This is a genomic window from Variovorax sp. 10N432 (genome assembly GCF_056394465.1).
Genome location: NZ_JBFTHX010000018.1, coordinates 97,390 through 121,720 on the forward strand (window position 1 = coordinate 97,390; position 24,331 = coordinate 121,720).

Consider the following 24,331-nt stretch of genomic DNA (forward strand, 5'->3'; position numbering starts at 1 on the left):
AGCGTCGCTTTGTCTGGCCGGGCGGTGGGCGCGGGGCGCCGCAGTCGCTTACGCGCCAGCAGCTCGATGCGCTTGCGGTCGTCTGTCATGGCATCGCTTGGGCGATGTCGGCACGATCAGCGTCGTATAGGTGTCTCTCCAGCTGGCGCCTAGGCGATCCGTGAATCTGCCGACAGTCGATAGTCGGCCCTGCAAAATTCAGCAGTTGCCCAAGCCAAGCGTTGCCCGCTGCCTGTTGGGGAGGCGCAGCCGTTGCGAGTGTCACTGCCAGGCTGAGGAGCAACGCGAACAGCGGAGCCCTTGAGCCCTGATATGGTCGCTCCTGTCAATGGGGCGCTGAGTGCTGAGGTTGGCGCCCAGTGGCCCGGGGTGATACGGCACAAGTCTGCTGCTGCGACGATGGATCAGACTGATATCCGTGGGTTGGCTACCACCGTGCATCGATCCGTCATGGAAGCTGCCTCGCTCTAGTGGCGCAGGTTGCCCCGGGGGGTTCTGAGATAGGGCCGGCGAGGGTTCTTCCCATCGTGATCGTGCCGCATCGCCTCGAGCCACTGGGGTGATGCTGGAGCTATTGCGTCGAAGTGGCCGGCGCTGCCTGCTGGGCGATGGCCCAGACGAATCCCGCCAGCTCCCGTGCCACCGCCACGCACACCTTGTTGGCCTGCACGCCTCGGCCTGACAGGTGCGCGAACCGAGAACACAAGCGCACCTGCGCCTTCCATGCGTGAGTACGGATGCCCGCAGGCAGTGCCTTGCTGCGAGCACGCAGTTCGTTGCTGATGCGCGCCGGGAAGCGGTAGTTCCACGCCGCCTCGGTCAGCAGACGCCGCGCATGTGCATTGCCGGTCTTGGTGATCGAGCCGCGGCGCACGCTGTTGCCGCTGGAGTGCTCCGAGGGCAGCAGGCCGAGGTACCCCATGAGCTGACGCGCACTGCCGAATCGGGCGATATCCCCGATCCCGACACCAGTTTGAGCACCTGCTTCTGTCGCTGCTGCAGCCACGCCTTGCAGCAAGGGCCGAACAGATCGTCCTGTTCGAGGACCTGCGGGCGAACAACGGTGCGAGGTCGGCCTCGATCTGTGTCCATGGAAGACCGGCCAGCATCGCTTGGGGTGGCGCAGGTCGATCAGGCGCGGGCGGAAGAAATCTGGGCGTTGGCGGACTCGGGCGTGCGGGAAATCTCCCAGGAATAGATGCCTCAGGCAATAGCCCTGGGAAATACCGGCGTCGGAAATATCAATCGAACAAAGCGTTCGTGCGCGAGACGAGAGATTGTCAGAGTCGACTAAAAATCCGTCGTGCATCAAGAAGTGTGTAGAAAAATTGACATTCGTGGTGCTTGCTCGCCACACAAGGTGAACCTTCGTCAACCATATTGCCGGCCAACCACTTGCCCGTTTTAATTGCGTGTCTCCAGACGCGATCCAAAAACTTATAGAGGGAGCCATGGCAGAAAACAACTCAATCTTCGCGGGGTGCTCAGCGCACGAGCGAGCCCAAGTCGAAGCATTCCTGTTAGATGTGGGTGAAGAGGCGCGTCGTGGACGCGTCGATCCGGAGAAGTACTCGGCGCCAGTGCGGGCACTGGATGATTTGCTTCAGCGCGATCCGATTATGGCGATGTACGCGCTTGAAATGCTCGAACAAGTGCCGGGTCCGCAGCGAGTGGTGGGAAGCGTGCCGGCACTGCTGGCAGCGCTGCAGCTGCTGTCGACCCGTGCCCCGGCCTTCCACCCAGATCCTCTGCGGGCAAACTTTTTCCCTGCCTCCACGCTGTTCGTGCACATGATGATGACGCCTGCCGGGCAGGCTTTGTTTCGCATGAATTCGTTCAATGACTGCCTCAGGGCCATTCTCAAAAGCTGGTGTCTCCACCTCGACTCCCCGCAATCGAAAAACGTGCTTCACGCTGAGGAGGGTGGGTGGCTATCCGCGGCGTCATGGGAGCACCACCACCTCAGTGATTATCAGATCCCAGAGAGAACTACACCTCACTGGGGTTTTCCTTCCTTCAATGCCTTTTTTCATCGACAGATTAGGCGCGAATGTCGCCCAGTTGCCGAGCCTCTCAATCCTAAGATCATTGTGTCGCCCAACGACGGAACCTTGTACAAGGTGGCGCACGAAATCAAGCGCACCGACCGTTTTTGGATCAAGAGCCAACCCTACTCCCTCGAACACATGCTGGCCGGCGACCAACTGTTCAAGCGATTCTTCGGCGGGACCGTCTATCAGAGCTTTCTGGACGGCCGCAACTATCACCGCTTCTGGTCCCCCATCGGTGGGTTCGTCAAGAGGATCGTCCACATCGAAGGCTTAATGTTTAGCAACGCCGAATCGACGGGCGCGGATTTGACCGCAGGCACCTACTCGCAAGCCTATATGAGTTGCGTCAACACGCGGGCGCTCGTGTTTCTTGAGAGTGACGATCCAGCCATCGGCTTGGTATGTCTCATGGCCGTAGGCATCTCGGAAGTGTCATCGATTTCGATTTCTGTCCTTGAAGGCCACAGGGTTGAAAAAGGCGGGGAGATTGGCTATTTCAGCTACGGCGGAAGCAGCATCTGCCTACTTTTTCAATCCGGGGTAATCCGTGACTTCACCATCGATATTCGCGATACCGGCACAGAGGTGGGTACCCGCGGCGCGGTACTAAAGGCCGGCCAAAGCATCGCATCTTGTTAATGCTCTCCGTTGCGATCTGGTGCCCTGTTCGCCCTCGAATTTTTCCTTTCAAAAAAGTATGCTGATATCTGACGAAACTGCCGATTTGGACGAAATGGCTGCTCACCTCGGGCAATACGATACGGATTCTCTCGCACAGGCATTGGGCGAAGGCGGCGTGGTCCAACTGCACGACTTTCTACCTTCTGCGCTTCTCCGCGAGCTGAGTCAGCAAGCAAATGGTATTTTGGATGCTTGCGGCAAACGGATTGACGTACGGGTTCGTTCAACCGGAAATACACCGAGGAAATATCTCAGTGTTGGCCGAAACGATGTGTTCGAGCACTCCAGCCTGATCAAACGGCTCTACTTCGACCCGAGACTCATTCGCTTCTTCGCAAAATTGATGCGAAGCGAGATTATTGTGGCACCTTACGAGCCTGAGCAAGTCGTGGTCAATCGGATGAGTCAGCGGGGTGACACCCATGGATGGCATTGGGACGACTACACCTATTCGGTCGTGCTGGTGCTGGCTGCGCCTCATCGAAAAAATGGGGCTCAGGTCGAGTGTGTTGATGGAACGTCCTGGGACAAGAATGCTGCTCAGGTGGAACACTACCTGCGTAAGCTGCCGGTCCGGTCCTTGGATCTTCAACCAGGCTCAGCGTACGTACTTCTCGGAAAAAGGGTTATGCATCGTGTCTCACCAATGTTGAAAGCCGATACTCGAAAGATTATCTGCTTCACCTACGCGACCGAGGCGGAACGATTTTTATCCGTTGACCATGGAAGTATGCAGGACATCTATGGTTAGCACGCGCTCTCGCTTTTTAATCGGGGTTCTGAGCGTGCTTGGTTTTGTGGTGCTCTCGGATGCACGAGATATCTATCTTGAGCAGCACATCAAGGTCGAGAACCCGTTTGACTACTTGCTCATCGTGTTCGGCGTCACGGCGCTGTTTTATGCCACCACCAGCCGTGTCAAAGCCCTAATTTCTCCATCTGCCGAGAAATCGAAATTCACGACAGACCTCGCATGGTTGAATCTGGCGACCGCGAGCAATTGGCTAGGGTGGTACCTCTCCCTGAGATACTTGACGGCACCGACGGTGGTTGCACTGTATGCCGGCATCATTCCCATGGCAACATTGGTGGTCAATCGGTTGCTGCGATCGACCAGTGTGACTTCAAGAGCTGATTGGCCATCCGCCATCTTGCTGCTGTCCTGCACGATGGTCTGGGCATTTGTCAACGTTCAGGCGCTGGAAGGTTCTCAAGCGGCCATGGGCCTTGGTCTTGTGGTCATGTGCTCCTTTTCCATTGCCGCCACAACCGTGGTTTCGAAGCGGCTGGCGGACGCACAGGTGCCTGCACGCAGGATCATGGCGCATCGCTTCTACCTCTTGCTCGCTATCGCGTTTACCGCATCTTCTCCCGCTGCGGAGCTGCTGGATGTGGCTTGGCGCAACTATCAGGTGCTGCTCGCCACCAGCGCGGGAACGATCGTGCCTCTCTGGCTGTTACAGAAGGGTATCGAACGTTGCGAGCCCGTATTGACCGTCGTGATCATCGCCACCTCACCTGCTTTTAGCCTAGCGCTCTATTTCCTCCTGATTGGCGGAGCCTCAGTCCAGACCGACACAGTCCTCATGTCGATGACCGTCGTGGCGATAGCCGTATCTCACACTTTTGTTCAGCATCGACACCAAACCCTTCGGAGTAACGCAGCATGAACTATACGTTCCAAAAAAAGCCCGGTTCATGGGTGATCGTGGACGGTTTCGGCAGCGGTAAGCACTACGTACGTCTTTTGAAAGAAAAGGGCAACAACGTCTATCATGTACAAAGCACGGAGAACGTCGCCGAATATTTGCGAAAAAGCTTCGATCCGCATCAGTACAAGGCGAATTTTATTCACACGGGTGACTACGAAAAAATCTTGAATGAACTGAGATCGATCGAAGACCTGGTTTTCTTGGTGCCAGGTTGCGAGACTGGCGTTGTGCTGGCCGACTTCTTGTCAGAGGACCTTGGAGCGCCAACGAATGGGCGTTTCAAAAGCTCTTCACGCAGAAACAAGTTCGACATGGTCAAGGCGCTGTACGCCAGTAACGTCAGAGCAGCGAAAACGTTTTGTGTGGGGAGTTTGGAGGAGCTTGAAGCTATCAGTAAAGAGTTGGGGCTTCCTGCAGTGATAAAGCCGTGTGAGAGTGCTGGATCCGACGGCGTCCTTATCTGCAAGACGAAGGCTGAATTATTTGCTGCCTTTCAGAAGATCCATCGAGCCATTAATTTTTTCGGTTCTGTCAATGAACGGGTCATTGCCCAGCAGCTATTGGTTGGTAAGCAATACATCGTAAACACGGTCAGCTTCGAAGGTCGGCACGCCATCGCCGAGATCTGGGAAGACAACCGGGAAGACGTGGGCTCTACCTACCTTTACAACTATGAACGATTGCTGCAGGAGCGAGGGCGGCTGGAAGAGACGTTGATTGAATATACGAAGTCGGTGCTGGACGCACTGGGCATTCGCTTTGGGCCCTGTCACGTGGAACTCATGGTCGACGATGGCGTTCCCACGCTCATCGAGGTGGGCGCGAGGCCGGCCGGTGGCATTCAACATGAAGTGATGCACGACGCTCAGGGCTATTCACACGTGAGCGCTTCGATAGACTGCTACTTGGGCCGCGGTTTGACGCAAGCCTACTTCGATCGCGATTTTGCCAAGCATGTAGCTTCTGTCTCTCTTATCAGCCGGCATTCGGGCATTCTCAAGAGGTATCGGAGCATGGAGAAAATTGAGACGCTTCCGTCATTCAAGTGCTTGGTGGGGCTTCCTGACATTGGTTCGCAGATTCCGGTGTCCAAAAGCCTCGATACCCAGCCTGGGATTTTGATGCTCTCTCATGAGCGCAAGCAGCAAGTGCTGGATGACGTGGATGCGTTCCGGGCTATCGAGCTCGACGGCATGTTCGAGCTTGAGAATTTCTGATTTGACGGAGAACGCGATGTGGAAGAAGAATATTCTCGAGACTATCGGAAATACGCCGATGGTGCAGATCAACACGTTGACAGCGCACGTCCCGGCTACACTGCTGGCAAAGCTAGAAACCTTTAACCCTGGGCACTCCACCAAAGACCGGATGGCTCTCAGGATGATCGAAGATGCTGAGCGTTCAGGATGCCTGAAGCCGGGTGGAACTATCATCGAAGGCACAAGTGGCAATACGGGCATGGGATTGGCGATAGCTGCCATAGTTAAGGGCTACAAGTGCATTTTCACCACTGACAAGCAGTCGAAAGAGAAGGTGGATGCCCTGAAGGCGCTGGGCGCGGAAGTGATCGTATGCCCGACGGACGTCGCGCCGGACGACCCCAGTTCTTACTATTCAGTGTCCTCTCAGTTGGAGCGGGATATTCCCAACGCGTGGAAGCCGAATCAATACGACAATCCTAGCAACACTCTGGCGCACTACGAAACGACGGGTCCTGAGATCTGGGAGCAGACTGACGGACGAATTACTCACTTGGTCGTGGGCGTGGGAACCGGAGGAACCATATCCGGAGTGGGAAAATTCCTTAAAGAAAAGAATCCTGACATCAAAGTATGGGGTATTGACACCTACGGTTCTGTGCTCAAGAAGTACAAGGACACAGGGGTTATAGACCAGAGCGAAATCTACCCCTACGTGACCGAAGGCATTGGCGAGGACTTTCTGCCTGCGAATGTAGATTTTTCCATCATCGACCACTTCGAGAAGGTGACGGACAAGGATGCGGCACTCATGACGCGTGAGATCTCGCTGAAGGAAGGCATTTTTGTGGGAAATTCCTCGGGTGCTGTCATGGCTGGGCTGCTGCAGTGCGCGCACAAGCTGACGAAGGGCGACGTCGTCGTCGCCATTTTTCATGACCACGGCACTCGATATCTGGGAAAAATGTTCAACAGCGAGTGGATGCGCTCTCAGGGCTATTTGGACTTGGTCGAATGATTGGAAATCACCGCAGGTGAAGATTTTGCCCACTTCTCCTATCGCGCTCGGAATTTCGATCTGGCAAAGCACCGGATCACCGAGGCGCAGGCCACGAACAAGACCTCAGGCGTGCTCGGCGACGATCTGACGCTCGTTGGCGGGCGTCAAGGGTGGTCCATGCTCAAGGCAGTCTGAAAGAGAATGCCCGCGGCCGGGGTCGTGGAACAGCGTCATATTGGCGAGTTTCGGCATCGCAAAGCGGGTGCGACAGCCCAACTGAAGCTCAGCGGTCCCGGCCCCCGGCCCGCTGCACCAGGGCCACGACCACCAGCGCGACGCCCAGCACCAGCGCGAACCATCCCACCACGGAGGCCCCGCCGACCGTCTCGCGCCAGCCTGGCGAACTCAGGAAGTTGGGGGCGATCAGCACCGCGGCGCCGATGAGGATGCACAGCACGCCGCGCTCGATCATGCGCGGGTTGCGGGAGGGTCGTCTGGAAGCCATCGTGCGAGTGTAGGGCGCCGGCTGGCTGTCACGGCAGTGTGACAGCGATCGGTCCAGCGCCGGCGCAGCCCCGATTCAGTGCCAGGTCGCCGTTCGACACGGTGGCTGCTGGGATCACTGCTATCTGAACCATAGCGTTGTTAATCGAAAGTGCACCATTTGTGCGCAATCCGTGAACTTGTTCCAACGAAAAAGAGTACCTAACTACTACAGTCGTAAGTATTAGTTTTGGCCTCCGGGCCCCTCGTTTTCGGAAGAGCAACCGCATGAACCGCGTTTTCAGTGTCGTCTGGAATTCCTCCCTTCTGGTCTGGGCCGTGGCGTCCGAACTGGCGCCGCGTGCCGGCAAGACGACGACGCGCAGCGTTGTGGTGGGCGGGATCGCCGCCGCGCTGCTGGGCTTTGGCGGGGCCGCGGCAGCCGCCTGCACGACCAGCGTCGACGTGATCACCTGCGACACCAGCAGCACGCAGGGCACGACGGTGGGCACGGGGCCCGGCATGCCGCAGAACATCTCGGTGATCGTGAACGCCGACGCCCAGGTGAGCACCGGCGACCACACCGCGATCAGCATCGGCGACCACTCCAGCATCGTGATCCACGACAACGCCACGGTCGAGAACCTGGCGCTGAACGGTTCCACCGGCCCCTACGGTACGGGCGCCAACACGATAGAGATGGGCTCGAACAACACGCTGACCATCGCTCAGGGAGCCAAGGTGCGGTCGAGCGGTTCGTCGAGCACGGCCGAGGCGATCAATCCGATCGGCAGCGGCAACGTGATCGTCAACAACGGCGAGATCCGCTCGAGCGCGGGCGGCGGCGCCTTCTGGTTCGAGGCGAACTCGGGCCACAACACCGTCGTCAATGGCGCCACCGGCATCATCGCGTTCACCGGCGGCTCGGACAACATCATGGGCGTGTCCGGCACGATGGCGATAGATTTCACCAACAAGGGCCAGGTGCTGGGCTCGCTGACCTTCGCCGACGGCGACGACCGGCTGACCATCCACGACGGCTCGAAGATCACCGGCAGCATCGACGGCGGCGGCGGCAGCAACACGCTGGCCCTCGGCGGCACCGGGGTCGGCACCTTCGACAAGGCGTTCTCCAACTTCCAGACCCTGGTCAAGGAGGACAGCGGCACCTGGACCTACAAGAACCTGCTGCCCGGTTCGGGCATCACGAGCACCCGGGTGGCGGGCGGCACGCTGGTGCTCGGCTCCGACGCGAGCGCCTATACCGGCAGCATGACGGTCGACGCCGCGGGCACGCTCGAGACGCCCGCCGCCTTCGCGCCCCTGGCGATCACCGACAACGGCCTGGTGCGTTTTGCACAGCCGGCCGACGCCAGCTACACCGGCCTGCTGAGCGGATCGGGCGGCATCGAGAAGACCGGCGCCGGCACCCTGACCCTGACCCGCGACCAGGCCATCACCGGCACGACCACGATCAGCGCCGGCACCTTGAAGCTGGGCACGGGTGTCACGGGCGGCAAGGTCGACGGGCCGATCGTCGACAACGGCGCCCTGGTGATCCACCGGTCGGACGCCGTCACCTTCGGCGCGCCGATCAGCGGCAGCGGCAGCGTGACCCAGCTCGGCGGCGGCGTCACCACCTTCACGGCCGACAACAGCTACCTGGGCGGCACCACCATCGCGGCCGGCACGCTGCAGCTCGGCAACGGCGGCTTCACCGGCGGCGTGGTCGGCGCGATCGTCAACGACGCGGCCCTGGTCATCAACCGTTCGAATGCCCTGACCCTGGCCGGCCCGATCAGCGGCAGCGGCCGCGTCACGCAGCTCGGCACCGGCAGCACGACCTTCACCGCCGACAACAGCTACACCGGCGGCACGACCATCGTCGCCGGCGCGCTGCACCTCGGCGACGGCGGCACCACCGGCAGCGTGGCGGGCAACATCCGGAACGACTCGATGCTGGTCCTGAACCGCTCGAACACGCTGCAGCTGGCGGGCGCGATCAGCGGCAGCGGCGACTTGCTGCAGATGGGCGGCGGCACCTCGGTGCTGTCGGGCGCCAACAACTACAGCGGCGCGACCACGGTCGCCGCGGGTACGCTGAAGGCCGGTGCGGCCGGTGCCTTGAGCGCCGCGTCGGCTCACACGGTGGCGGCGGGCGCGACGCTCGACACCGGCGGCTTCGACCAGCGCGTCGCGTCGCTTCGCAACGCCGGCACGGTCAGCCTGCTCGGCGCCGCCGCGGGCAGCAGCCTGACGGTGAACGGCGCCTACATCGGCAGCGGCGGCGTGCTGAGTCTCGGCACCGTGCTGGGCGGCAGCGGCAGCCTCAGCGACCGCTTGGTGCTCGATGGCGCCGGCGCCAGCGCCAGCGGCAAGACCACGGTGCGCATCACCAACCTCGGCGGCCTCGGCGGCCTGACCGCCGGCAACGGCATCGAGGTGGTGAGCGCCGTCGGTGGCGCCACCACCACGGCGCAGACCACGCGCGACGCCTTCGCCCTGGCCAATGGCCATGTCGACGCGGGTGCCTTCGAATACCGCCTCTATGCGGCCGACGCCTCGGGGGCGGGGGAGAACTGGTATTTGCGCTCGACGACGACGGTGTCGCCGACGCCGCCGACGATCCCGCCGGTGCTCGAGAACACCAACACGGGCAAGACCGAGTCGCCGGCCATCGTCGTGCCGACCTACCGCGCCGAAGTGCCGTTGTTCGCCGCGCTGCCGGCCCAGCTGCGCCAGTCCGACCTGGCGATGCTGGGCAACCTGCATCGGCGCGTGGGCGATGAACTGGCGCCGGCGGCCGGCGCGGCGGCCGGCGACCCGTCCGGCGGCCGCCAGGCCTGGGCGCGCGCGGTCTACAGCGACCTCGACATCCGGCAGGAAGGCCCGGCATCGGCCCAGAGCCAGGGCCACGTGAGCGGCATCCAGGCCGGCACCGACCTGCTGGCCAGCGGCGCCTGGCGTGCCGGCCTCTACGTCGGCACGCTCGATGGCAATGCCGGCGTGGTCGGCAATGCGCGCGGGCTGATCGCCTCGGTCGGGAGCAACGACCTGAAGTCGCGCTTTCTCGGCGGCTATGCGACCTGGATGGACGGCGACGGCCTCTACGCCGACGCCGTGCTGCAGGGCGGGCGCCACAGCTACACCGTGCAGCCCTACGGCAACCTGAACATCGACGGCAAGGCGAGCAGCCTCACGGCCTCGATCGAGGCCGGCAAGGCCTTCGCCCTGGGCGAGGGCTGGACGATCGAGCCGCAGGCCCAGCTGATCCACCAGAGCATGCGCTTCGACAACGTGCTGATCGGCGGCGCGCTGGTGACGCAGGATGCCGGCGGCGGCTGGATCGGCCGTCTGGGCGTGCGCGTCAAGGGCGACGTCATGACCGCGGCCGGACGGCTCCAGCCCTATGGCCGCCTCAACGTCTACCGCGCCGGCTCGGGGACCGACGTCGCGACCTTCATCGGTCCGGCGGCGAGCACCCCGATCGCCAGCCCGGTCGGCTCTACCTCGACCGAGGTGGCCGCCGGCATGACGCTGGCGCTGACCTCCGCCACCACGCTCTACGGCGAAGTCGGGCAGATCTACAGCGCCGGCGGCGCCGCCAAGGTCCAGTCGACGCTGCAGGGCTCGATCGGCATGCGGCTGCGCTGGTAGACGGGCGTGCGGCGGGCCTGGATTGGGTTCAAATACGCTTCCAGCAGCCGCCCCCGCCGGGCGGTGATCCGAAGCCATCGCCAGACCGGAACCCATGGACCATTCTCGTACCCGACTTTCCGTTTCCCTCGGGCGCATCGTTGCGCCGCTGCTGCTCGCCTTCGCCGCCTCGGGCGCGCCCGCGCAGCAGGACGCCGACCGCTTTCCCGCCGCCGCGATGAGCTTCCTGGGCGGCGAGCTGCCGGCCATGGAAGCCGCCATCACTGCGCGCGACCGCGACTATTTCGAGGACGCGATGGGCCGGATGCTCGACTTCTCCGACAGCTGGGGCTTCAAGACGCGCGACAACCCGGCGCTGGCGCGCTTCCCGATGTGCACCGATGCCGTGTCGGATTTCCTGGTGGTCGGCATGTGCCGCATCATGACCACCAATTCGGCCTGCGAGCCCGGCATGGCAGCCAGGTTCAACAGCAACCTGCAGAAGTGCCGCGAGCTCGCGGCCAAGCTCTGACGACCCGAGGGACTGCACCATGGACTACGGCCACTACCGCACCCTGTCGATCACCCGCCGCGGCGACGCCGGCGCCGTGCTCGACATCCAGATGCGCGCCGCCAACGGCAAACTGCCCACGGCCGGGCCTGACGGCCACCGCGAGCTGGCCGAGATCTGGCGCGACGTAGCGGCCGACGACAGCGTGCGCTGCGCCGTGCTGCGCGGCGAAGGCATGGGCTTCTCGGGCGGCGGCGACCTGGCCATGGTCGAGCAGATGTCGGTCGACGACGCGGTCCGCACCCGGGTCTGGAAAGAGGCGCGAGACCTGGTCTACAACCTGATCAATTGCGACAAGCCGATCGTCAGCGCGATGCATGGGCCGGCGGTCGGCGCCGGGCTGGTGGCCGGGCTGCTGGCCGACATCTCGATCGCCAGCAAGACCGCGAAGATCGTCGACGGCCACACCCGCCTGGGCGTCGCGGCGGGCGACCATGCGGCGATCGTCTGGCCGCTGCTGTGCGGCATGGCCAAGGCCAAGTACCACTTGCTGCTGTGCGAGCCGGTGAGCGGGGAGGAGGCCGAACGCATCGGCCTGGTCTCGCTGGCGGTCGACGAGCCCGAGCTGCTGCCGCGCGCCTACGAACTGGCCGACCGGCTGGCGGCCGGCAGCCAGAGTGCGATCCGCTTCACCAAGTACGCGCTCAACAACTGGCTGCGCCAGGCCGGGCCGACTTTCGACGCCTCGCTGGCGCTCGAGTTCATGGGCTTCGCCGGGCCCGACGTGCGCGAAGGCGTGGCCTCGCTGCGCGAGCGGCGGGCGCCGAAGTTCGGCTGAATCGTTTCAGGCCGGCGCCGGGCCGCCCCAAGGCGGCCTGCGGCCCCCTCGGGGGGCAGCGACCCACACGAAGTGGGGGAGCGTGGGGGCCATGTCTTCAGGCCGACTTCAGACCTTGCAGCGTCTGCAGCAGCACCACGCGGGTCTGCCCCAGCACCATGCCCTTCCATTCGTCGTTGTCGCAATAGAAGGCATCGCGCAGGTCCTGGCGGATCGCGCGTTGCTGGGTTGCCGGCGCTTCCGGATGGCGGCGCAGCCAGGTGTCGGCGCGCAGCCGGTTGAGCACCTCCAGGTCGGGCAGGGTGCCGAACTCCAGGCCCATCAGCGAGGCCCGGGCCTGCGGGCACTCGTCGTACACCGTCGACACCACGGGACCCGAGACGTCGGCCGAGGCCGAATTGCCCTCGAAGGGCGCGAACACGTCGGCGCCCCACCAGGCGCGCGCGCGGGCCAGATCGGCCACCGCGTTGCGGCCCGGGTAGATCTTCTCGCCGTGGCCGTAGGGACCGAGGCCGGTGTGGATGTCGATCCAGGCGATGTCGGTGGCGTTCGCCGCGTACTTGCGCAGGATCGCACGCACCGTGCGGTTGCTCCACGATGGCCCGGTGCCGCCGTAGAACACGCCGTCGGGCGAGGCGTACTGGCCCGCGGTCACCGCGGTGCGGTAGGCGCGCAGGCCGTGCTGCGCGATGTAGGCGGCCATCGCGGCCTCGTCGTCGGCGCCAGGCGGCCAGCTGGCCGGCAGCACGAAAGGCTCGACCTCGGCGTAGGCCGCGTTGACCGGCGGCGGCGCATCGAAGGAGATGTGGTTGCGGTTGAGGTCGATGTTGTCCTCGTTGGTCCGATGCAGGTGCGAGAAGCCGTGCGGGTTCACCGCATGCACCAGCAACAGCGCGACGCCCGCCTGCGCCAGCCGGGCCAGCAGGTCGGCATCGTGCAGCGTCGCCACCTGGCAGCCGGAGCCGCTGAACCCCTCGGGGCCATGGGTGCCGGAGCTCACGATCAGCAGCTTGGCGGCGCCGGGCGCGCCGATCAGCGCGACGTCGGTGGCCAGCGTCTCGCCGAGTGCGCCGCGATGGGCCTCGAGCACGAAGGATTCGACCGTGGCGCCGCTTCCGGCGGCGGCGTCGAGGAACTTGCGCCGGGCCTCGGCGTAGGTGCCTGAAAAATGGCGGGTGGCTGCGGAAGTGTGCATCGTGGGTCCTTGGGATGTCATTCGGGTTCAAGCGGGCTGATGGGCGCCCGCCGCGTCGATGTCCTTGCCGGTGAAGTCCTTGAGCCACAGAAGGCCCAGCAGCGACACCAATGTCATGGCGAGAAGGTAACAGGCCGGCAGGCAAACATCGTGCCCCGGCCGCCCAGCACTTCGTCGAGTGCGTGCAGCTGGCTGCGAAGGCGCAAGCAGGTTCTCAGGCGTAGCGCGCCAGCATGGCCTCGGTGTTGGTCTTGCGGTCGGCGTTGACCGTGGCCACGTGCGGCCGCTGGCCCATGCGCTTGAGGTAGTCGCGCGAGGCCGGCAGCAGCTCGGCCAGCAGGTCGCGCCCGTAGATCAGCCGAGTCGCATTGGCGACCAGCGGCAGGTGCGTGATCGCGGCGCAGTCGGCCAGGGTGAACCGGTCACCGGCGATGAAGGGCGTGTCGAAGCGCGCCAGCTTGCCGAAGGCCGGGATGTTCTTTTCGAGCTGCTGGCCGATCTTCTGCTTGAGGCCGTCGCTGACCTTGCCGCCGAAGAAGGCCTCGGGGTAGAGGTTGCGGGCCACCAGTTCGAGGTGCAGTTCGAGGTAGAGATTCAACTCGCGCACCTTGGCGGCGGCATAGGGGTCGGCCGGCAGCAGCGGAATGTCGGGGTAGGCGGCCTCGATGTACTCGTTGATCGCGGCCGACTCGCACAGCATGCCCTGGTCGGTCCGCAGGTAAGGCACCTTGCCGAGCGGCGAGGCCGTCAGGTCGGTTTCGCCGATCCAGGCCAGCTCTTCGTCGAAGCGAACGTTCTTCTCGAGCAGCGCCAGCTTGACCTTGTTGTAGTAGTTGCTGGCGGCGAAGCCGATGAGTGTCAGCATGGGATGTCTCCTTGGTTGGTTCGGCCGCCATTCTTGCCGGCTTGCCCGAACCCGGGCCGATTTCTGCGGTAACTTCGGTGCCATGTCACATCCGCCCATCGAAATCGAAACCGGCCCGAACCCCACGGCCACCGTCCTCCTCATGCACGGCCTCGGCGCCGACGGCAACGACTTCGTGCCGATCGCCAACGAACTGGACCTGTCGTCGGTCGGTCCGGTGCGTTTCGTGTTCCCGAACGCGCCGGTGATCCCGGTCACCATCAATGGCGGCTATCGCATGCCGGCCTGGTACGACATCCTGGGCGCCGACCTCGCCAAGCGCGAGGACGAGGCCGGCCTGCGCGGCTCGCAGCAGACCCTCGAGGCGCTGATCGCCAACGAGAAGGCCCGCGGCATCCCGGCCTCCCGGATCGTGATCGCCGGTTTCTCCCAGGGTTGCGCGATGGCCTTCATGACCGGCCTGCGCCATCCGGAGCGGCTGGCCGGCATCGTCGGCCTGTCCGGCTACCTGCCGCTGGCCGACCTGACGGCGGCCGAGCGCGACCCGGCGAACCAGCAGACGCCGATCTTCCAGGCCCACGGCCAGCGCGACGGCGTGGTGGTGATTGCCAGGGCGATCCAGGGCCGCGACACCCTGAGGGCGCTGGGCTACGACCTCGAGTGGCACGAGTACCCCATGGAGCACTCGGTCTGCATGGAGGAAATCGCCGACCTGAACCGTTTCCTGGTCCGGGTGCTAGGCTGAAAAGGGGGCGCCGGCGGCGGATTTTCAGTCCGCCTGCGCGCCTTTTCCGGTCATGCTACCTTCCGTCCCCACGAAAGAACGATGGGTGATAACTAAATGAGTAACTTCAAGGAGCGCCTGGACGCGCTCTCGCCCGCGCGGCTCCGGGGGGTGCGGCGCGGGATCGAGAAGGAAAGCCTGCGGGCGCAACCCGATGGCAAGCTGGCCCTGACACCGCATCCCGCGGCGCTGGGCTCGGCGCTCACGCACCCCCACATCACGACCGATTTCAGCGAATCCCAGCTGGAGCTGATCACCGGCGCCCATGCGGACGTCGACACGGCATTGGACGAACTCGTGCGCGTGCACCAGTTCACCTACCGCGTGCTCGATGAGGCCGGCGACGAGCGCCTGTGGGTGTCGAGCATGCCCTGCGGCCTGCCGACCGACGAAACCATCCCGATCGGGCGCTACGGATCGTCCAACGTGGGCCGCGCCAAGAGCGTCTACCGCATGGGCCTGAGCCACCGCTACGGGCGGCGCATGCAGACCATCTCGGGCATCCACTACAACTGGTCGCTGCCGGACGTGTCGAGCGAGCAGTACTTCGCGCTGATCCGCAACTTTCGCCGCCACGCCTTCCTGCTGCTGTATCTGTTCGGCGCCTCGCCGGCGCTGTGTTCGAGCTTCGTCGACGGCCGGCCGCACGAGTTGCAGCCGCTGGGCGAGGGCAGCATGCACATGCCGCACGGCACCTCGCTGCGGATGGGCCGCCTGGGCTACCAGAGCGACGCGCAGGCCTCGCTGGCGGTGAGCTACAACAGCCTCGACGGCTACGGCGCCTCGCTGCAAGATGCGCTGACCCGGCCCTGGCCGGCCTACGAGGCGATCGGCATCCGCAACCTGGGCGGCGACTACAACCAGCTCGCCACCAGCCTGCTGCAGATCGAGAACGAGTTCTACGGCACGATCCGCCCGAAGCGCGTGATCTACCCGGGCGAGCGCCCGCTGCACGCACTGCGCGAGCGCGGCGTCGAGTACGTCGAGGTCCGCCTGATGGACCTCGACCCCTTCGAGCCGGTCGGCATCAATGCCCAGACCATGCGCTTTCTCGATGTCTTCCTGCTGCACTGCCTGCTGTCCGACAGTCCGCCGGACACGCGCGAGGAGATCGCCGACCTGGCGCACAACCAGCACCTGACCGCCGCCCGCGGGCGCGAGCCCGGCCTGCGGCTGCGGCGCGGCGGCCGCGAGGCCGGTCTGACCGAGTGGGGCGCCGAGCTGCTGGAGCAGTTCGGCCCGATCGCCGCCGCGCTCGACGCGGCGCACGGCGGCACGCAGCATGCCGATGCGGTGCGCGCGGCCGGCGTGGCGCTCGGCGACCCGGCCGTGCTGCCCTCGGCCCGCGTGCTCGAGGCCATGAAGGCCCACGGCGATTCCTTCGTCGGCTTCGTGCGTGCCCGCTCCGAGGCCACCCGCGAGGCGCTGCTCGCGCTGCCGTTCGCGGAGGCGCAGCGGACCCTCTTCGAGCGCATGACCCAGACCTCGATCGAGGCCCAGAAGCGGATCGAGGCCAGCGACAGCATGCCGTTCGAGATCTACCGCGAGCAGTACGTGTCGCCGGCGCGGCTCGGCTTCAAGAACCACTGGGCCGAGACGCCGGCCGAACCGGTGAGCCAGCGCGCCGCGCTGTGAGCGGCACGGGCGGGTAGGTCGCTGCCTACCCGCATTGACCGCCGTGACCCACCCGCCTGCGCGCGGCGCCGGGGATGATGGCAACAGAGACATAAACCGCACTCTGTTGACATCCCACCATGACTTTCAAGACCTACCTGGTCGAAGACAACCCCGTCATCCGCGAGAACCTGGTCGGCTTTCTCGAAGAGATCGTCGATGCCACCGTGGTCGCGCACGCCAGCGGCGAAGACGAGGCCGTGGCCTGGCTGCGCCAGCATGGCGAGGGCTGGGACGTGGCCATCGTCGATCTCTTCCTCGACCAGGGCAACGGGCTCGGCGTGGTCGACGCCTGCCGCCAGCGGGCCGCCCACCAGAAGGTGCTGGTGGTCAGCAACTACGCCACTCCCGACGTCCGCGCCCGCTCCAAGGCGCTCGGTGCCGACGCCTTCTTCGACAAGTCGGGGGAAATCGACCTGCTGCTCGACTACTGCGAGCGCCTGAGTCGCCGAAACGACTGATCCGCCCGCTGCGCCCGCCGGGCGGCCTGCTTTCTGGGGTAAAACGCGTCGCGTCAACGACTCCTACGAAAGCACTGAAAGCATGAGCAGCATCGATTTCAAGGGCCGCGTGGCCATCGTGACCGGCGCCGGCGGCGGGCTGGGCCGCCAGCACGCGCTGGCATTGGCGGCGCGCGGCGCCAAGGTGGTGGTCAACGACCTCGGCGGTGCCCGCGACGGCTCCGGCGGTTCGGTCAGCGCCGCCCAGGCGGTGGTCGACGAGATCCGGGCGGCCGGCGGCGAGGCGATCGCCAATGGTGCCTCGGTGACCGATTTCGAGGCCGTGCAGGCGATGGTCGCGCAGGCGGTGGCCACCTGGGGCCGGGTCGACATCCTGGTCAACAATGCAGGCATCCTGCGCGACAAGAGCTTCGCCAAGATGGAACTGGCTGACTTCCGGCTGGTGATGGACGTCCACCTGATGGGCGCCGTGCATTGCACCAAGGCGGTCTGGGCGCTCATGAACGAGCAGAAATACGGCCGCATCGTGATGACCACCTCGTCCTCGGGCCTGTACGGCAACTTCGGCCAGAGCAACTACGGCGCCGCCAAGCTGGCGCTGGTGGGCCTGATGCAGACCCTGTCGATCGAGGGCGCGAAGAACGACATCCGCGTCAACTGCCTGGCGCCGACCGCCGCCACCCGGATGACCGAAGACCTGATGCCCGAAGCCGTGCTCGAGGCCTTGAAGCCCGAGGCCGTGGTGCCGGCGATGCTGGTGCTGGCCGGCCAGGAGGCGCCGAACCGCACCATCCTGTGCGCCGGCGCGGGCAGTTTCGAGGCGGCCCACATCACCTTGACGAACGGCGCCTGGATCGGCCTCGGCGGCGATGCACCGGAGCGGCTCGCCGACCGGCTGGCCGAAGTGACCGACCGCAGCGGCGAGATCGTCCCGCAGAGCGGCGCCGCGCAGGGCAGCAACGAGGTCGGCAAGGCGATGGCGAACGCCGGCCGGCACTGATGGATGATGCGGCCCGGGCACGCGCGGGCCCTCCTTATTCGACCACCGCGTCGCCGTCCTTGCGGATCGAGTCGCGGTCGCGGCGGCCATAGAGCCGGCCCAGGGTGCTGTCGAGGGCGCGCTTGAGCTTTTCGGCGGCGCCGCGGAAGGCCTCGTCGAGGCCGGCCGCGTGGTGGCTCACGGCGAGCGGCTGATGGCCCGCGATGCGGGCCTCCATCGTGCAGCGCTTGTCCGCACCGCCGCTGGCGGTGTGGTTCTCGTCGCTCAGGTGGATCTCGACGCGCGTGACCTCGGCCGCGAAGCGGGCCAGGGTCTGGCGCATCTCGGTGTCGGCCCAGCGCTCCAGGGCTTCCTTGTTCTCGATGCCGTTGCCGGTGTTGATCTGGATCTGCATGGTGAGCGGTCCTTTCCTCGCAAAACCCTACTGTGCCCTGATCGGCGCGTGCAAGACGTAAGCATTTCGGCAACGTGGTCGAGGTCGGAACGACCACCTGCGCGGCGCGGCGACAATGGCGGGCCCGCATCCCGCAGACTGAGAAAGAATTTCCCCGATGGCCATCCAGTGGTTCCCCGGTCACATGCACCTGACCCAGAAGGCCATTGCCGAACGGATCAAGGACATCGACGTCGTCATCGAGCTGCTCGACGCCCGCCTGCCCGGATCGAGCGCCAACCCGATGCTGGCCGAGCTCACCGGCCACAAGCCGGGACTCAAGGTGCTCAACAAGCAGGACCTGGCCGACCCGGCCTGCACCGCGCTCTGGCTGGCCCACTACAACGCGCTGCCCGAGACCCGCGCGATCGGCCTCGACGCCAGCCAGACCACGCCGGCGCGCCAGCTGATCGATGCCTGCCATGCGCTCTCGCCGGCCCGCGGCGGCATGGCCAAGCCGATGCGGGTGCTGATCTGCGGCATTCCCAATGTCGGCAAGTCGACACTGATCAACACTTTGACCGGCAGCCGCAAGGCCAAGACCGGCGACGAGGCCGGCATCACCAAGCTGGAGCAGCGCATCACGCTGGCCGACGACTTCTACCTGTGGGATACGCCGGGCATGCTGTGGCCGCGAATCATCGTCGCCAAGAGCGGCTACAACCTGGCGGCCAGCGGCGCCATCGGGCGCAACGCCTTCGACGAGGAAGAGGTGGCGCTCGAACTGCTCGACTATCTCAAGGGCCACTACGCGGGCTTGGTCGAGGCCCGTTTCAAGATCGATCCGATCGGCGCGCTGAGCGACGAAGAGGTGCTCGAGGCGATCGGCCGCAAGCGCGGCGCGCTGCTCGGCAAGGGCCGGGTCAACCTGCAGAAGGCGGCCGAGATCGTGATGAACGAATTCCGCAGCGGCAACATCGGCCGCATCACGCTGGAGACGCCCGGGGAGTTCGCCGAGTGGCTGGCGGCCGGACAGCTGCTCGATGCCGAGCGCGCCGCGAAGAAGGCGGCCCGGGGACGCAAGAAGGGTTCTGGCCGGCGCGAAGACGCGCAGCCGGATCCGGCGGACGATCCGGCCTGAGCACCGTTCTGCTCAGGGCGCGAGCACGAGATCGGCGTCGCGGGCGATATAGGGCACGTGGCGGAAGTCGCGGATCAGGCGCAGCCGCCCGTCGTGCCACTGCAGCTCGATGAAGTAGCCGGGCGGACCGTCGCCGCGCCCCGGCAGCACGGCCAGCACCGCGTGGCCGTCCAGCCATGCGGGCACCAGCCGCCAGTCGTCGAGGCGCTCGTAGTTCGAGAAGTACACGCCGACCTCGCGTCGCCCCGCGGCCTTGCGGCGCGACACCAGGTCCAGCCGCACGTCGTCGGCCAGCAGGGCGCGCACGCCGTCCCAGTCGCGGGCGTTGAACAGGCGGGCGTAGCGCAGCAGCTCGGGGGTCGGGGCGCGCGCCGGCGCCGTGTCCGGCGTGGTGGCCGGCAACTGCCGCAGCAGGCCGCGTCCGCGATGCAGCGCCGCCTTCACGGCCGGCACGCTGAGCTCGAGTTCGGCGGCGATCTCCTCGAGCGAATGGTCGAGCACGTCCTTCAGGATGACGCAGCCGCGCTGCGCCGGCGCCAGCTGCAGGAAGCTGCGCAGCGCGGCCCGCACGGCCTGCTCGCGCGCCAGCGCATTGTCGGGCTCGAGTGCCGCATCGTCGGCGAGCTCGAGCGCCGCTTCGAGCGGCTCGGCCCGCCGATGGGCCTCGCGCCGCCAGTGGTCGATCGCGCGGTTGTGGGCGATGCGGAACAGCCAGGGCCGCAGCGGCGGCATCGCCTTGTGCTGGGCGAGCTCGAAGCAGGCCCGCGCCAGCGTGTCCTGCACCACGTCCTCGCCATCGGCGACCGATCCGGTCATGCGCGTGGCGTAGCGGTGCAGGTCGGGCCGGATGTCGTCGACCAGCGCGAGGAACTGGCGCCGCGCCTCTTCGAGGGTGGCGATCAGCGCCTCGGGCGCCTCAGGACCCGAAGAAGCCATAGGCGCCGATTTCGCTGATCCCGACCGTGACGGGCGGCTCTTCGCAGCGCTCGCGCACGCCCGCCACGAAGGCCTTGAAGGCGGGCAGGGCGGTCAGCAGGTTGCTGCCGTCCGGCGCCTCGTGCGAGGCGATGTGGACGAAGCTCACGCCGTCCTCGAGCTTGAAGGTGGCGTAGCGCAGGCCGGTCGGCCTGCGCTCGGCGAGTTCCTGGTACACCGCCCGGACCAGGCGCTCGTTCTCGTCGACCCGATCGGCCTTGAGCTTGTAGCGGACCATGCGTTCCATGATGGAGCCTTTCTCCGGCGAGGCCGGTCTCATTGTTCACCAGGCAAAGACGTTTCGGGCGGCCCGAAGGATGCGGTGCGCGGCCGCCTGCACGATCGGCCGGACCCGCCTATGCTCTGCCGCTTCGACACAAGGAGTGTTTTCGATGCGCAACCATCCCCTGGGCCGCACCGGCCTTTTCGTCTCCGAACTCTGCCTCGGCACCATGACCTTCGGCGGCAGCGAGGGCATCTGGAGCCAGATCGGCGACCTCCAGCAGGCCGACGCCGAGCGCCTGGTCGGCCAGGCGCTCGACGCCGGCATCAACTTCATCGACACCGCCGACGTCTATTCGGGCGGGCTGTCCGAGCAGATCACCGGCCAGGCCCTCAAGAACCTCCAGGTACCGCGCGACAGCGTCGTGGTCGCCACCAAGGTCTTCGGCGAGACCGGCCCCGGGCCGAACGCCCGAGGCGCCTCGCGCAGCCACATCATGGATGGCCTCAAGGCCAGCCTGAAGCGGCTTCAGCTCGACCACGTCGACCTCTACCAGATCCACGGTTTCGACCCCGCCACGCCGATCGAGGAGACCGTTCGGGCCCTCGACCAGCTGGTGCGACAGGGCCATGTGCGCTACGTGGGCGTCTCCAACTGGGCCGCCTGGCAGATCGTCAAGGCGCTCGGCATCGCCGAGCGCTGGGGACTGGCGCGCTTCGAATCGCTGCAGGCCTACTACACCGTGGCCGGCCGCGACCTCGAGCGCGAACTGGTGCCGATGCTGCAGAGCGAAGGCGTCGGACTGATGGTCTGGAGCCCGCTGGCCGGCGGCCTGCTGAGCGGCAAGTACGGGCGCGAGCAGCAGGCCGAGCAGGGCAGCCGGCGCGTGAGCTTCGACTTTCCGCCGGTCGACAAAGACCGGGCCTGGGACTGCGTCGATGCGATGCGCCCGATCGCCGCGGCGCATGGCGTCTCGGTGGCACAGGTGGCGCTGGCCTGGCTGCTGCACCAGCCCCAGGTCACCAGCGTGATCGTCGGCGCCCGCCGTGCCGAACAGCTGGCCGACAACCTGGCGGCGACCCAGGTGGCGCTGAGCGCGTCCGAGCTGGCGCAGCTCGACCAGGTCAGCCGGCTGCCGGCCGAATACCCCGGCTGGATGTTCGCGCGGCAGGGCGAGAACCGCCGCAAGCAACTGGCCGGCGAGCCGCGTTGAGCTGCCGTCCGGGAGGTCTGGGGATGGATATTTCCTATAGCGTTTTTAGGGTTGTCACTCTCTCTGAAAGACGCGTGTAACGGTATGTTCTCAGGACTACTTTTTCTCGACCCCTATTGGAGACATTCCTGATGCTGTTTCGATTCAAGCTTCTTGCCGTGGCGGGCGCCGTGGCCTTCAGCGCTGGCGCGTTCGCGGCCGACCCGATCAAGATCGGCGTCGACGGTCCGTTCACCGGCGGTTCGTCTTCGATGGGCGTCAGCATGCGCGACGGCGTGCGCCTGGCCACCGAGGAAATCAACAAGAGCGGCGGCGTCCTGGGCCGTCAGATCCAGCTGGTCGAACGCGACGACGAGGCCAAGAACGAGCGCGGCGTGCAGATCGCTCAGGAGTTCATCAACAAGGAAAAGGTCGTGGCCGTGGTCGGCTACATCAACACCGGCGTGGCCCTGGCGTCGCAGCGCTTCTTCCAGGAAGCCAAGATCCCGGTGCTGAACAACGTCGCGACCGGCTCGATCATCACGCACCAGTTCGACAAGGAGCCCGAGAACTACGTGTTCCGCAATGCGGCGCACGACAGCATCCAGGCACCGATGATCGTCGAGGAAGCGGTCACCCGCCGCGGCTTCAAGAAGGTCGCGATCCTGGCCGACTCCACCAATTACGGCCAGCTGGGCCGCGAAGACCTCGAGAAGGCGCTGAAGGCCAAGGGCATCACGCCGGTGGCGGTCGAGAAGTTCAACATCAAGGACGTCGACATGACGGCCCAGCTGCTGAAGGCCAAGGAAGCCGGCGCCGAGGCGGTGCTGACCTACGGCATCGGCCCCGAGCTGGCGCAGATCGCGAACGGCATGACCAAACTGGGCTGGAAGGTCCCGATGGTCGGCAGCTGGACCCTGTCGATGGCCAACTTCATCGACAACGCAGGCCCGGGCGGCGACGGCGCGCGCATGCCGCAGACCTTCATCCAGGAACCGACCACGCCCAAGCGCAAGGCCTTCATCGCCAGCTACCTGGGCAGCTTCAAGCCGAAGAACAACCGCATCGATTCGCCGGTCTCGGCCGCCCAGGGCTACGACTCGATCTACCTGCTGGCCGCCGCCATCAAGCAGGCCAACAGCACCGAGGGTCCGAAGATCCTGGCCGCGCTGGAAGACCTGAAGACGCCGGTCGAGGGCGTGGTGACCACCTACACCAAGCCTTTCGCCAAGGGCGACCACGACGCCATCACCGCCAACATCCCGGTGTTCGGCGAGGTCAAGGGCGGCCGCGTCAACTACGCCAACGCCGACGACATGAAGAAGGCGGCCACGGTGCAGCTGAAGAACAACGCGGCCAACGACGCCCTGCTGAAGCCCTGATCCGCGCCTGCCTGACGGCGCCGCCCCGGGTCGCTCCCGCGGCGGCGCCTTTTTGTGCCAACGCCTCCCGAAAGCCGTCATGCAAATCCTGACCCAACTCATCTTCAGCGGCATCGCGCTGGGCATGATCTACGCCGTCATCGCCTTCGGCTACCAGCTCACCTTCGCCACCTCGGACACCCTCAACTTCGGCCAGGGCGACGCGCTGATGCTCGGCGCCCTGGTGGGCCTCACCCTGGTCACCCTGGGCGTCAACTATTGGCTCATGATCCCGCTGGTGTGCCTGTTCGGCGCGGTGCAGGGCGCCGTGGTCGAACGCATCGGCGTGCGGCCGGCGATCAAGATCAAGTCGGAATTCGGCTGGATCATGTCGACCATCGCGCTCGGCATCATCTTCAAGAACGTGGCCGAGAACGTCTGGGGCCGCGACGACCTCAAGTTCCCGTCGCCGCTGCCCGAGGCGCCGATCAAGTTCCTCAACGCCAACGTGCTGCCGATGGAGATCCTGGTGGTGGTGGGCGCCATCCTCATGATGCTGGCGGTCGAGCTGTTCAACCGCCGCTCGATCTACGGCAAGGCGGTGGTCGCGACCTTCAACGACCGCGATGCAGCCAAGCTGATGGGCATCAACACCGGCCTGGTCATCACTTTCTCGTATGCGCTGTCGTCGCTGACCGCGGCCTTCGCGGGCGTGCTGATCGCGCCGCTGACCTTGACCGGCGCCACCATGGGCGCGGTGCTGGGCCTGAAGGCCTTCGCGGTGGCGATCATCGGCGGGCTGACCAGCGGCATGGGCATCATCCTCGGCGGCATCATCCTGGGCATCGCCGAGACCACCACCGGCTTCTACCTGAGCACCGGCTACAAGGACGTTCCGGGCCTGGTGCTGCTGCTGATCGTGCTGGCGGTGCGCCCGGCCGGCCTGTTCGGCAAGACCGCGATCAAGAAGGTCTGA

Annotated in this window: 23 protein-coding genes and 1 pseudogene; 17 read left to right on the forward strand and 7 right to left on the reverse strand. The window is 65.3% G+C overall.

The window, feature by feature from the left end:
* Window positions 1-571: 571 nt before the first annotated feature.
* Window positions 572-961 (reverse strand): annotated as a pseudogene (locus tag AC1DF3_RS21185) (transposase); the annotation flags it as partial.
* Window positions 962-1,451: 490 nt separating this feature from the next.
* On the opposite strand from AC1DF3_RS21185, the gene AC1DF3_RS21190 reads away from it, so the two are divergent.
* Genes AC1DF3_RS21190 through AC1DF3_RS21215 form a run of 6 tightly spaced genes read left to right on the forward strand, consistent with a single transcriptional unit; the run spans window position 1,452 to window position 6,838 of the window.
* Window positions 1,452-2,690 (forward strand): phophatidylserine decarboxylase associated domain-containing protein, encoded by a 1,239-nt coding sequence (locus AC1DF3_RS21190; RefSeq protein ID WP_478140769.1) that lies wholly within the window; start codon window positions 1,452-1,454, stop codon window positions 2,688-2,690.
* Window positions 2,691-2,748: 58 nt separating this feature from the next.
* Window positions 2,749-3,483 (forward strand): HalD/BesD family halogenase, encoded by a 735-nt coding sequence (locus AC1DF3_RS21195; protein ID WP_478140770.1) that lies wholly within the window; start codon window positions 2,749-2,751, stop codon window positions 3,481-3,483.
* Window positions 3,476-4,402, forward strand: coding sequence for a hypothetical protein (locus tag AC1DF3_RS21200; RefSeq protein ID WP_478140771.1), 927 nt, complete (start codon window positions 3,476-3,478; stop codon window positions 4,400-4,402). The genes AC1DF3_RS21195 and AC1DF3_RS21200 overlap by 8 nt, the downstream gene beginning before the upstream one ends.
* A complete protein-coding gene (locus AC1DF3_RS21205) occupies window positions 4,399-5,661 on the forward strand; it encodes an ATP-grasp domain-containing protein (RefSeq protein WP_478140772.1) in 1,263 nt (420 codons plus the stop codon). The genes AC1DF3_RS21200 and AC1DF3_RS21205 overlap by 4 nt, the downstream gene beginning before the upstream one ends.
* Window positions 5,662-5,677: 16 nt before the next feature.
* Entirely contained in the window at window positions 5,678-6,661 is a 984-nt protein-coding gene (locus AC1DF3_RS21210) for a PLP-dependent cysteine synthase family protein (RefSeq protein ID WP_478140773.1), read from the forward strand.
* Entirely contained in the window at window positions 6,662-6,838 is a 177-nt protein-coding gene (locus tag AC1DF3_RS21215; RefSeq protein WP_478140774.1) for a hypothetical protein, read from the forward strand. It abuts the gene before it with no gap.
* Window positions 6,839-6,926: 88 nt separating this feature from the next.
* On the opposite strand, the gene AC1DF3_RS21220 is transcribed toward AC1DF3_RS21215, so the two are convergent.
* Window positions 6,927-7,148, reverse strand: a complete 222-nt coding sequence (locus AC1DF3_RS21220; RefSeq protein ID WP_478140775.1) for a hypothetical protein — start codon at window positions 7,146-7,148, stop codon at window positions 6,927-6,929.
* 266 nt (window positions 7,149-7,414) lie between these two features.
* Between AC1DF3_RS21220 and AC1DF3_RS21225 the strand changes: the two genes are divergently transcribed.
* The 3 genes from AC1DF3_RS21225 to AC1DF3_RS21235 all read left to right on the forward strand — a co-directional run bounded on the left by AC1DF3_RS21225 (window position 7,415) and on the right by AC1DF3_RS21235 (window position 12,111).
* Window positions 7,415-10,783: an autotransporter outer membrane beta-barrel domain-containing protein gene (locus AC1DF3_RS21225; RefSeq protein ID WP_478140776.1), complete on the forward strand. Its 3,369-nt coding sequence runs from the start codon at window positions 7,415-7,417 to the stop codon at window positions 10,781-10,783.
* 94 nt (window positions 10,784-10,877) lie between these two features.
* On the forward strand, window positions 10,878-11,294 hold the full coding sequence (locus AC1DF3_RS21230) for a hypothetical protein (RefSeq protein WP_286536565.1): 417 nt from the start codon (window positions 10,878-10,880) through the stop codon (window positions 11,292-11,294).
* A 19-nt stretch (window positions 11,295-11,313) separates the two neighbouring features.
* Complete coding sequence (locus tag AC1DF3_RS21235; protein ID WP_286536566.1) at window positions 11,314-12,111, forward strand: enoyl-CoA hydratase/isomerase family protein; 798 nt, start codon at window positions 11,314-11,316, stop codon at window positions 12,109-12,111.
* A gap of 97 nt (window positions 12,112-12,208) precedes the next feature.
* Here the strand turns inward: AC1DF3_RS21235 and AC1DF3_RS21240 are convergent, their stop codons facing one another.
* Both AC1DF3_RS21240 and AC1DF3_RS21245 read right to left on the reverse strand, forming a co-directional pair.
* The gene (locus tag AC1DF3_RS21240) at window positions 12,209-13,306 is read right to left on the reverse strand and encodes a M14 family metallopeptidase (RefSeq protein ID WP_286536567.1); all 1,098 of its coding nucleotides are present in this window, start codon (window positions 13,304-13,306) and stop codon (window positions 12,209-12,211) included.
* Between the two features lie 214 nt (window positions 13,307-13,520).
* Window positions 13,521-14,171: a glutathione S-transferase gene (locus AC1DF3_RS21245; protein WP_286536568.1), complete on the reverse strand. Its 651-nt coding sequence runs from the start codon at window positions 14,169-14,171 to the stop codon at window positions 13,521-13,523.
* Between the two features lie 82 nt (window positions 14,172-14,253).
* On the opposite strand from AC1DF3_RS21245, the gene AC1DF3_RS21250 reads away from it, so the two are divergent.
* From AC1DF3_RS21250 to AC1DF3_RS21265, 4 genes are all read left to right on the forward strand, one after another.
* Complete coding sequence (locus tag AC1DF3_RS21250; RefSeq protein ID WP_478140777.1) at window positions 14,254-14,916, forward strand: alpha/beta hydrolase; 663 nt, start codon at window positions 14,254-14,256, stop codon at window positions 14,914-14,916.
* A 96-nt stretch (window positions 14,917-15,012) separates the two neighbouring features.
* Entirely contained in the window at window positions 15,013-16,590 is a 1,578-nt protein-coding gene (gshA, locus tag AC1DF3_RS21255) for a glutamate--cysteine ligase (RefSeq protein WP_286536570.1), read from the forward strand.
* A 119-nt stretch (window positions 16,591-16,709) separates the two neighbouring features.
* On the forward strand, window positions 16,710-17,090 hold the full coding sequence (locus tag AC1DF3_RS21260) for a response regulator (protein WP_286536572.1): 381 nt from the start codon (window positions 16,710-16,712) through the stop codon (window positions 17,088-17,090).
* Between the two features lie 82 nt (window positions 17,091-17,172).
* The gene (locus AC1DF3_RS21265) at window positions 17,173-18,090 is read left to right on the forward strand and encodes an SDR family NAD(P)-dependent oxidoreductase (RefSeq protein ID WP_286536574.1); all 918 of its coding nucleotides are present in this window, start codon (window positions 17,173-17,175) and stop codon (window positions 18,088-18,090) included.
* A gap of 34 nt (window positions 18,091-18,124) precedes the next feature.
* Here AC1DF3_RS21265 and AC1DF3_RS21270 read toward each other — a convergent pair whose 3' ends face one another.
* Window positions 18,125-18,484: an HPF/RaiA family ribosome-associated protein gene (locus AC1DF3_RS21270; protein ID WP_478140778.1), complete on the reverse strand. Its 360-nt coding sequence runs from the start codon at window positions 18,482-18,484 to the stop codon at window positions 18,125-18,127.
* Between the two features lie 157 nt (window positions 18,485-18,641).
* Between AC1DF3_RS21270 and ylqF the strand changes: the two genes are divergently transcribed.
* Window positions 18,642-19,604, forward strand: coding sequence for a ribosome biogenesis GTPase YlqF (gene ylqF / locus AC1DF3_RS21275; RefSeq protein WP_286536576.1), 963 nt, complete (start codon window positions 18,642-18,644; stop codon window positions 19,602-19,604).
* Between the two features lie 12 nt (window positions 19,605-19,616).
* Here the strand turns inward: ylqF and AC1DF3_RS21280 are convergent, their stop codons facing one another.
* Both AC1DF3_RS21280 and AC1DF3_RS21285 read right to left on the reverse strand, forming a co-directional pair.
* Window positions 19,617-20,540, reverse strand: coding sequence for an RNA polymerase sigma factor (locus AC1DF3_RS21280; RefSeq protein WP_478140779.1), 924 nt, complete (start codon window positions 20,538-20,540; stop codon window positions 19,617-19,619).
* Complete coding sequence (locus tag AC1DF3_RS21285; RefSeq protein WP_478140780.1) at window positions 20,521-20,826, reverse strand: hypothetical protein; 306 nt, start codon at window positions 20,824-20,826, stop codon at window positions 20,521-20,523. The genes AC1DF3_RS21280 and AC1DF3_RS21285 overlap by 20 nt, the downstream gene beginning before the upstream one ends.
* Window positions 20,827-20,971: 145 nt before the next feature.
* Between AC1DF3_RS21285 and AC1DF3_RS21290 the strand changes: the two genes are divergently transcribed.
* The 3 genes from AC1DF3_RS21290 (at window position 20,972) to AC1DF3_RS21300 (ending at window position 24,331) form a co-directional block, all read left to right on the forward strand.
* Window positions 20,972-22,015, forward strand: coding sequence for an aldo/keto reductase (locus tag AC1DF3_RS21290; RefSeq protein WP_286536579.1), 1,044 nt, complete (start codon window positions 20,972-20,974; stop codon window positions 22,013-22,015).
* 131 nt (window positions 22,016-22,146) lie between these two features.
* Window positions 22,147-23,376 (forward strand): ABC transporter substrate-binding protein, encoded by a 1,230-nt coding sequence (locus tag AC1DF3_RS21295; RefSeq protein ID WP_478140781.1) that lies wholly within the window; start codon window positions 22,147-22,149, stop codon window positions 23,374-23,376.
* 79 nt (window positions 23,377-23,455) lie between these two features.
* Entirely contained in the window at window positions 23,456-24,331 is an 876-nt protein-coding gene (locus AC1DF3_RS21300) for a branched-chain amino acid ABC transporter permease (protein ID WP_286503956.1), read from the forward strand.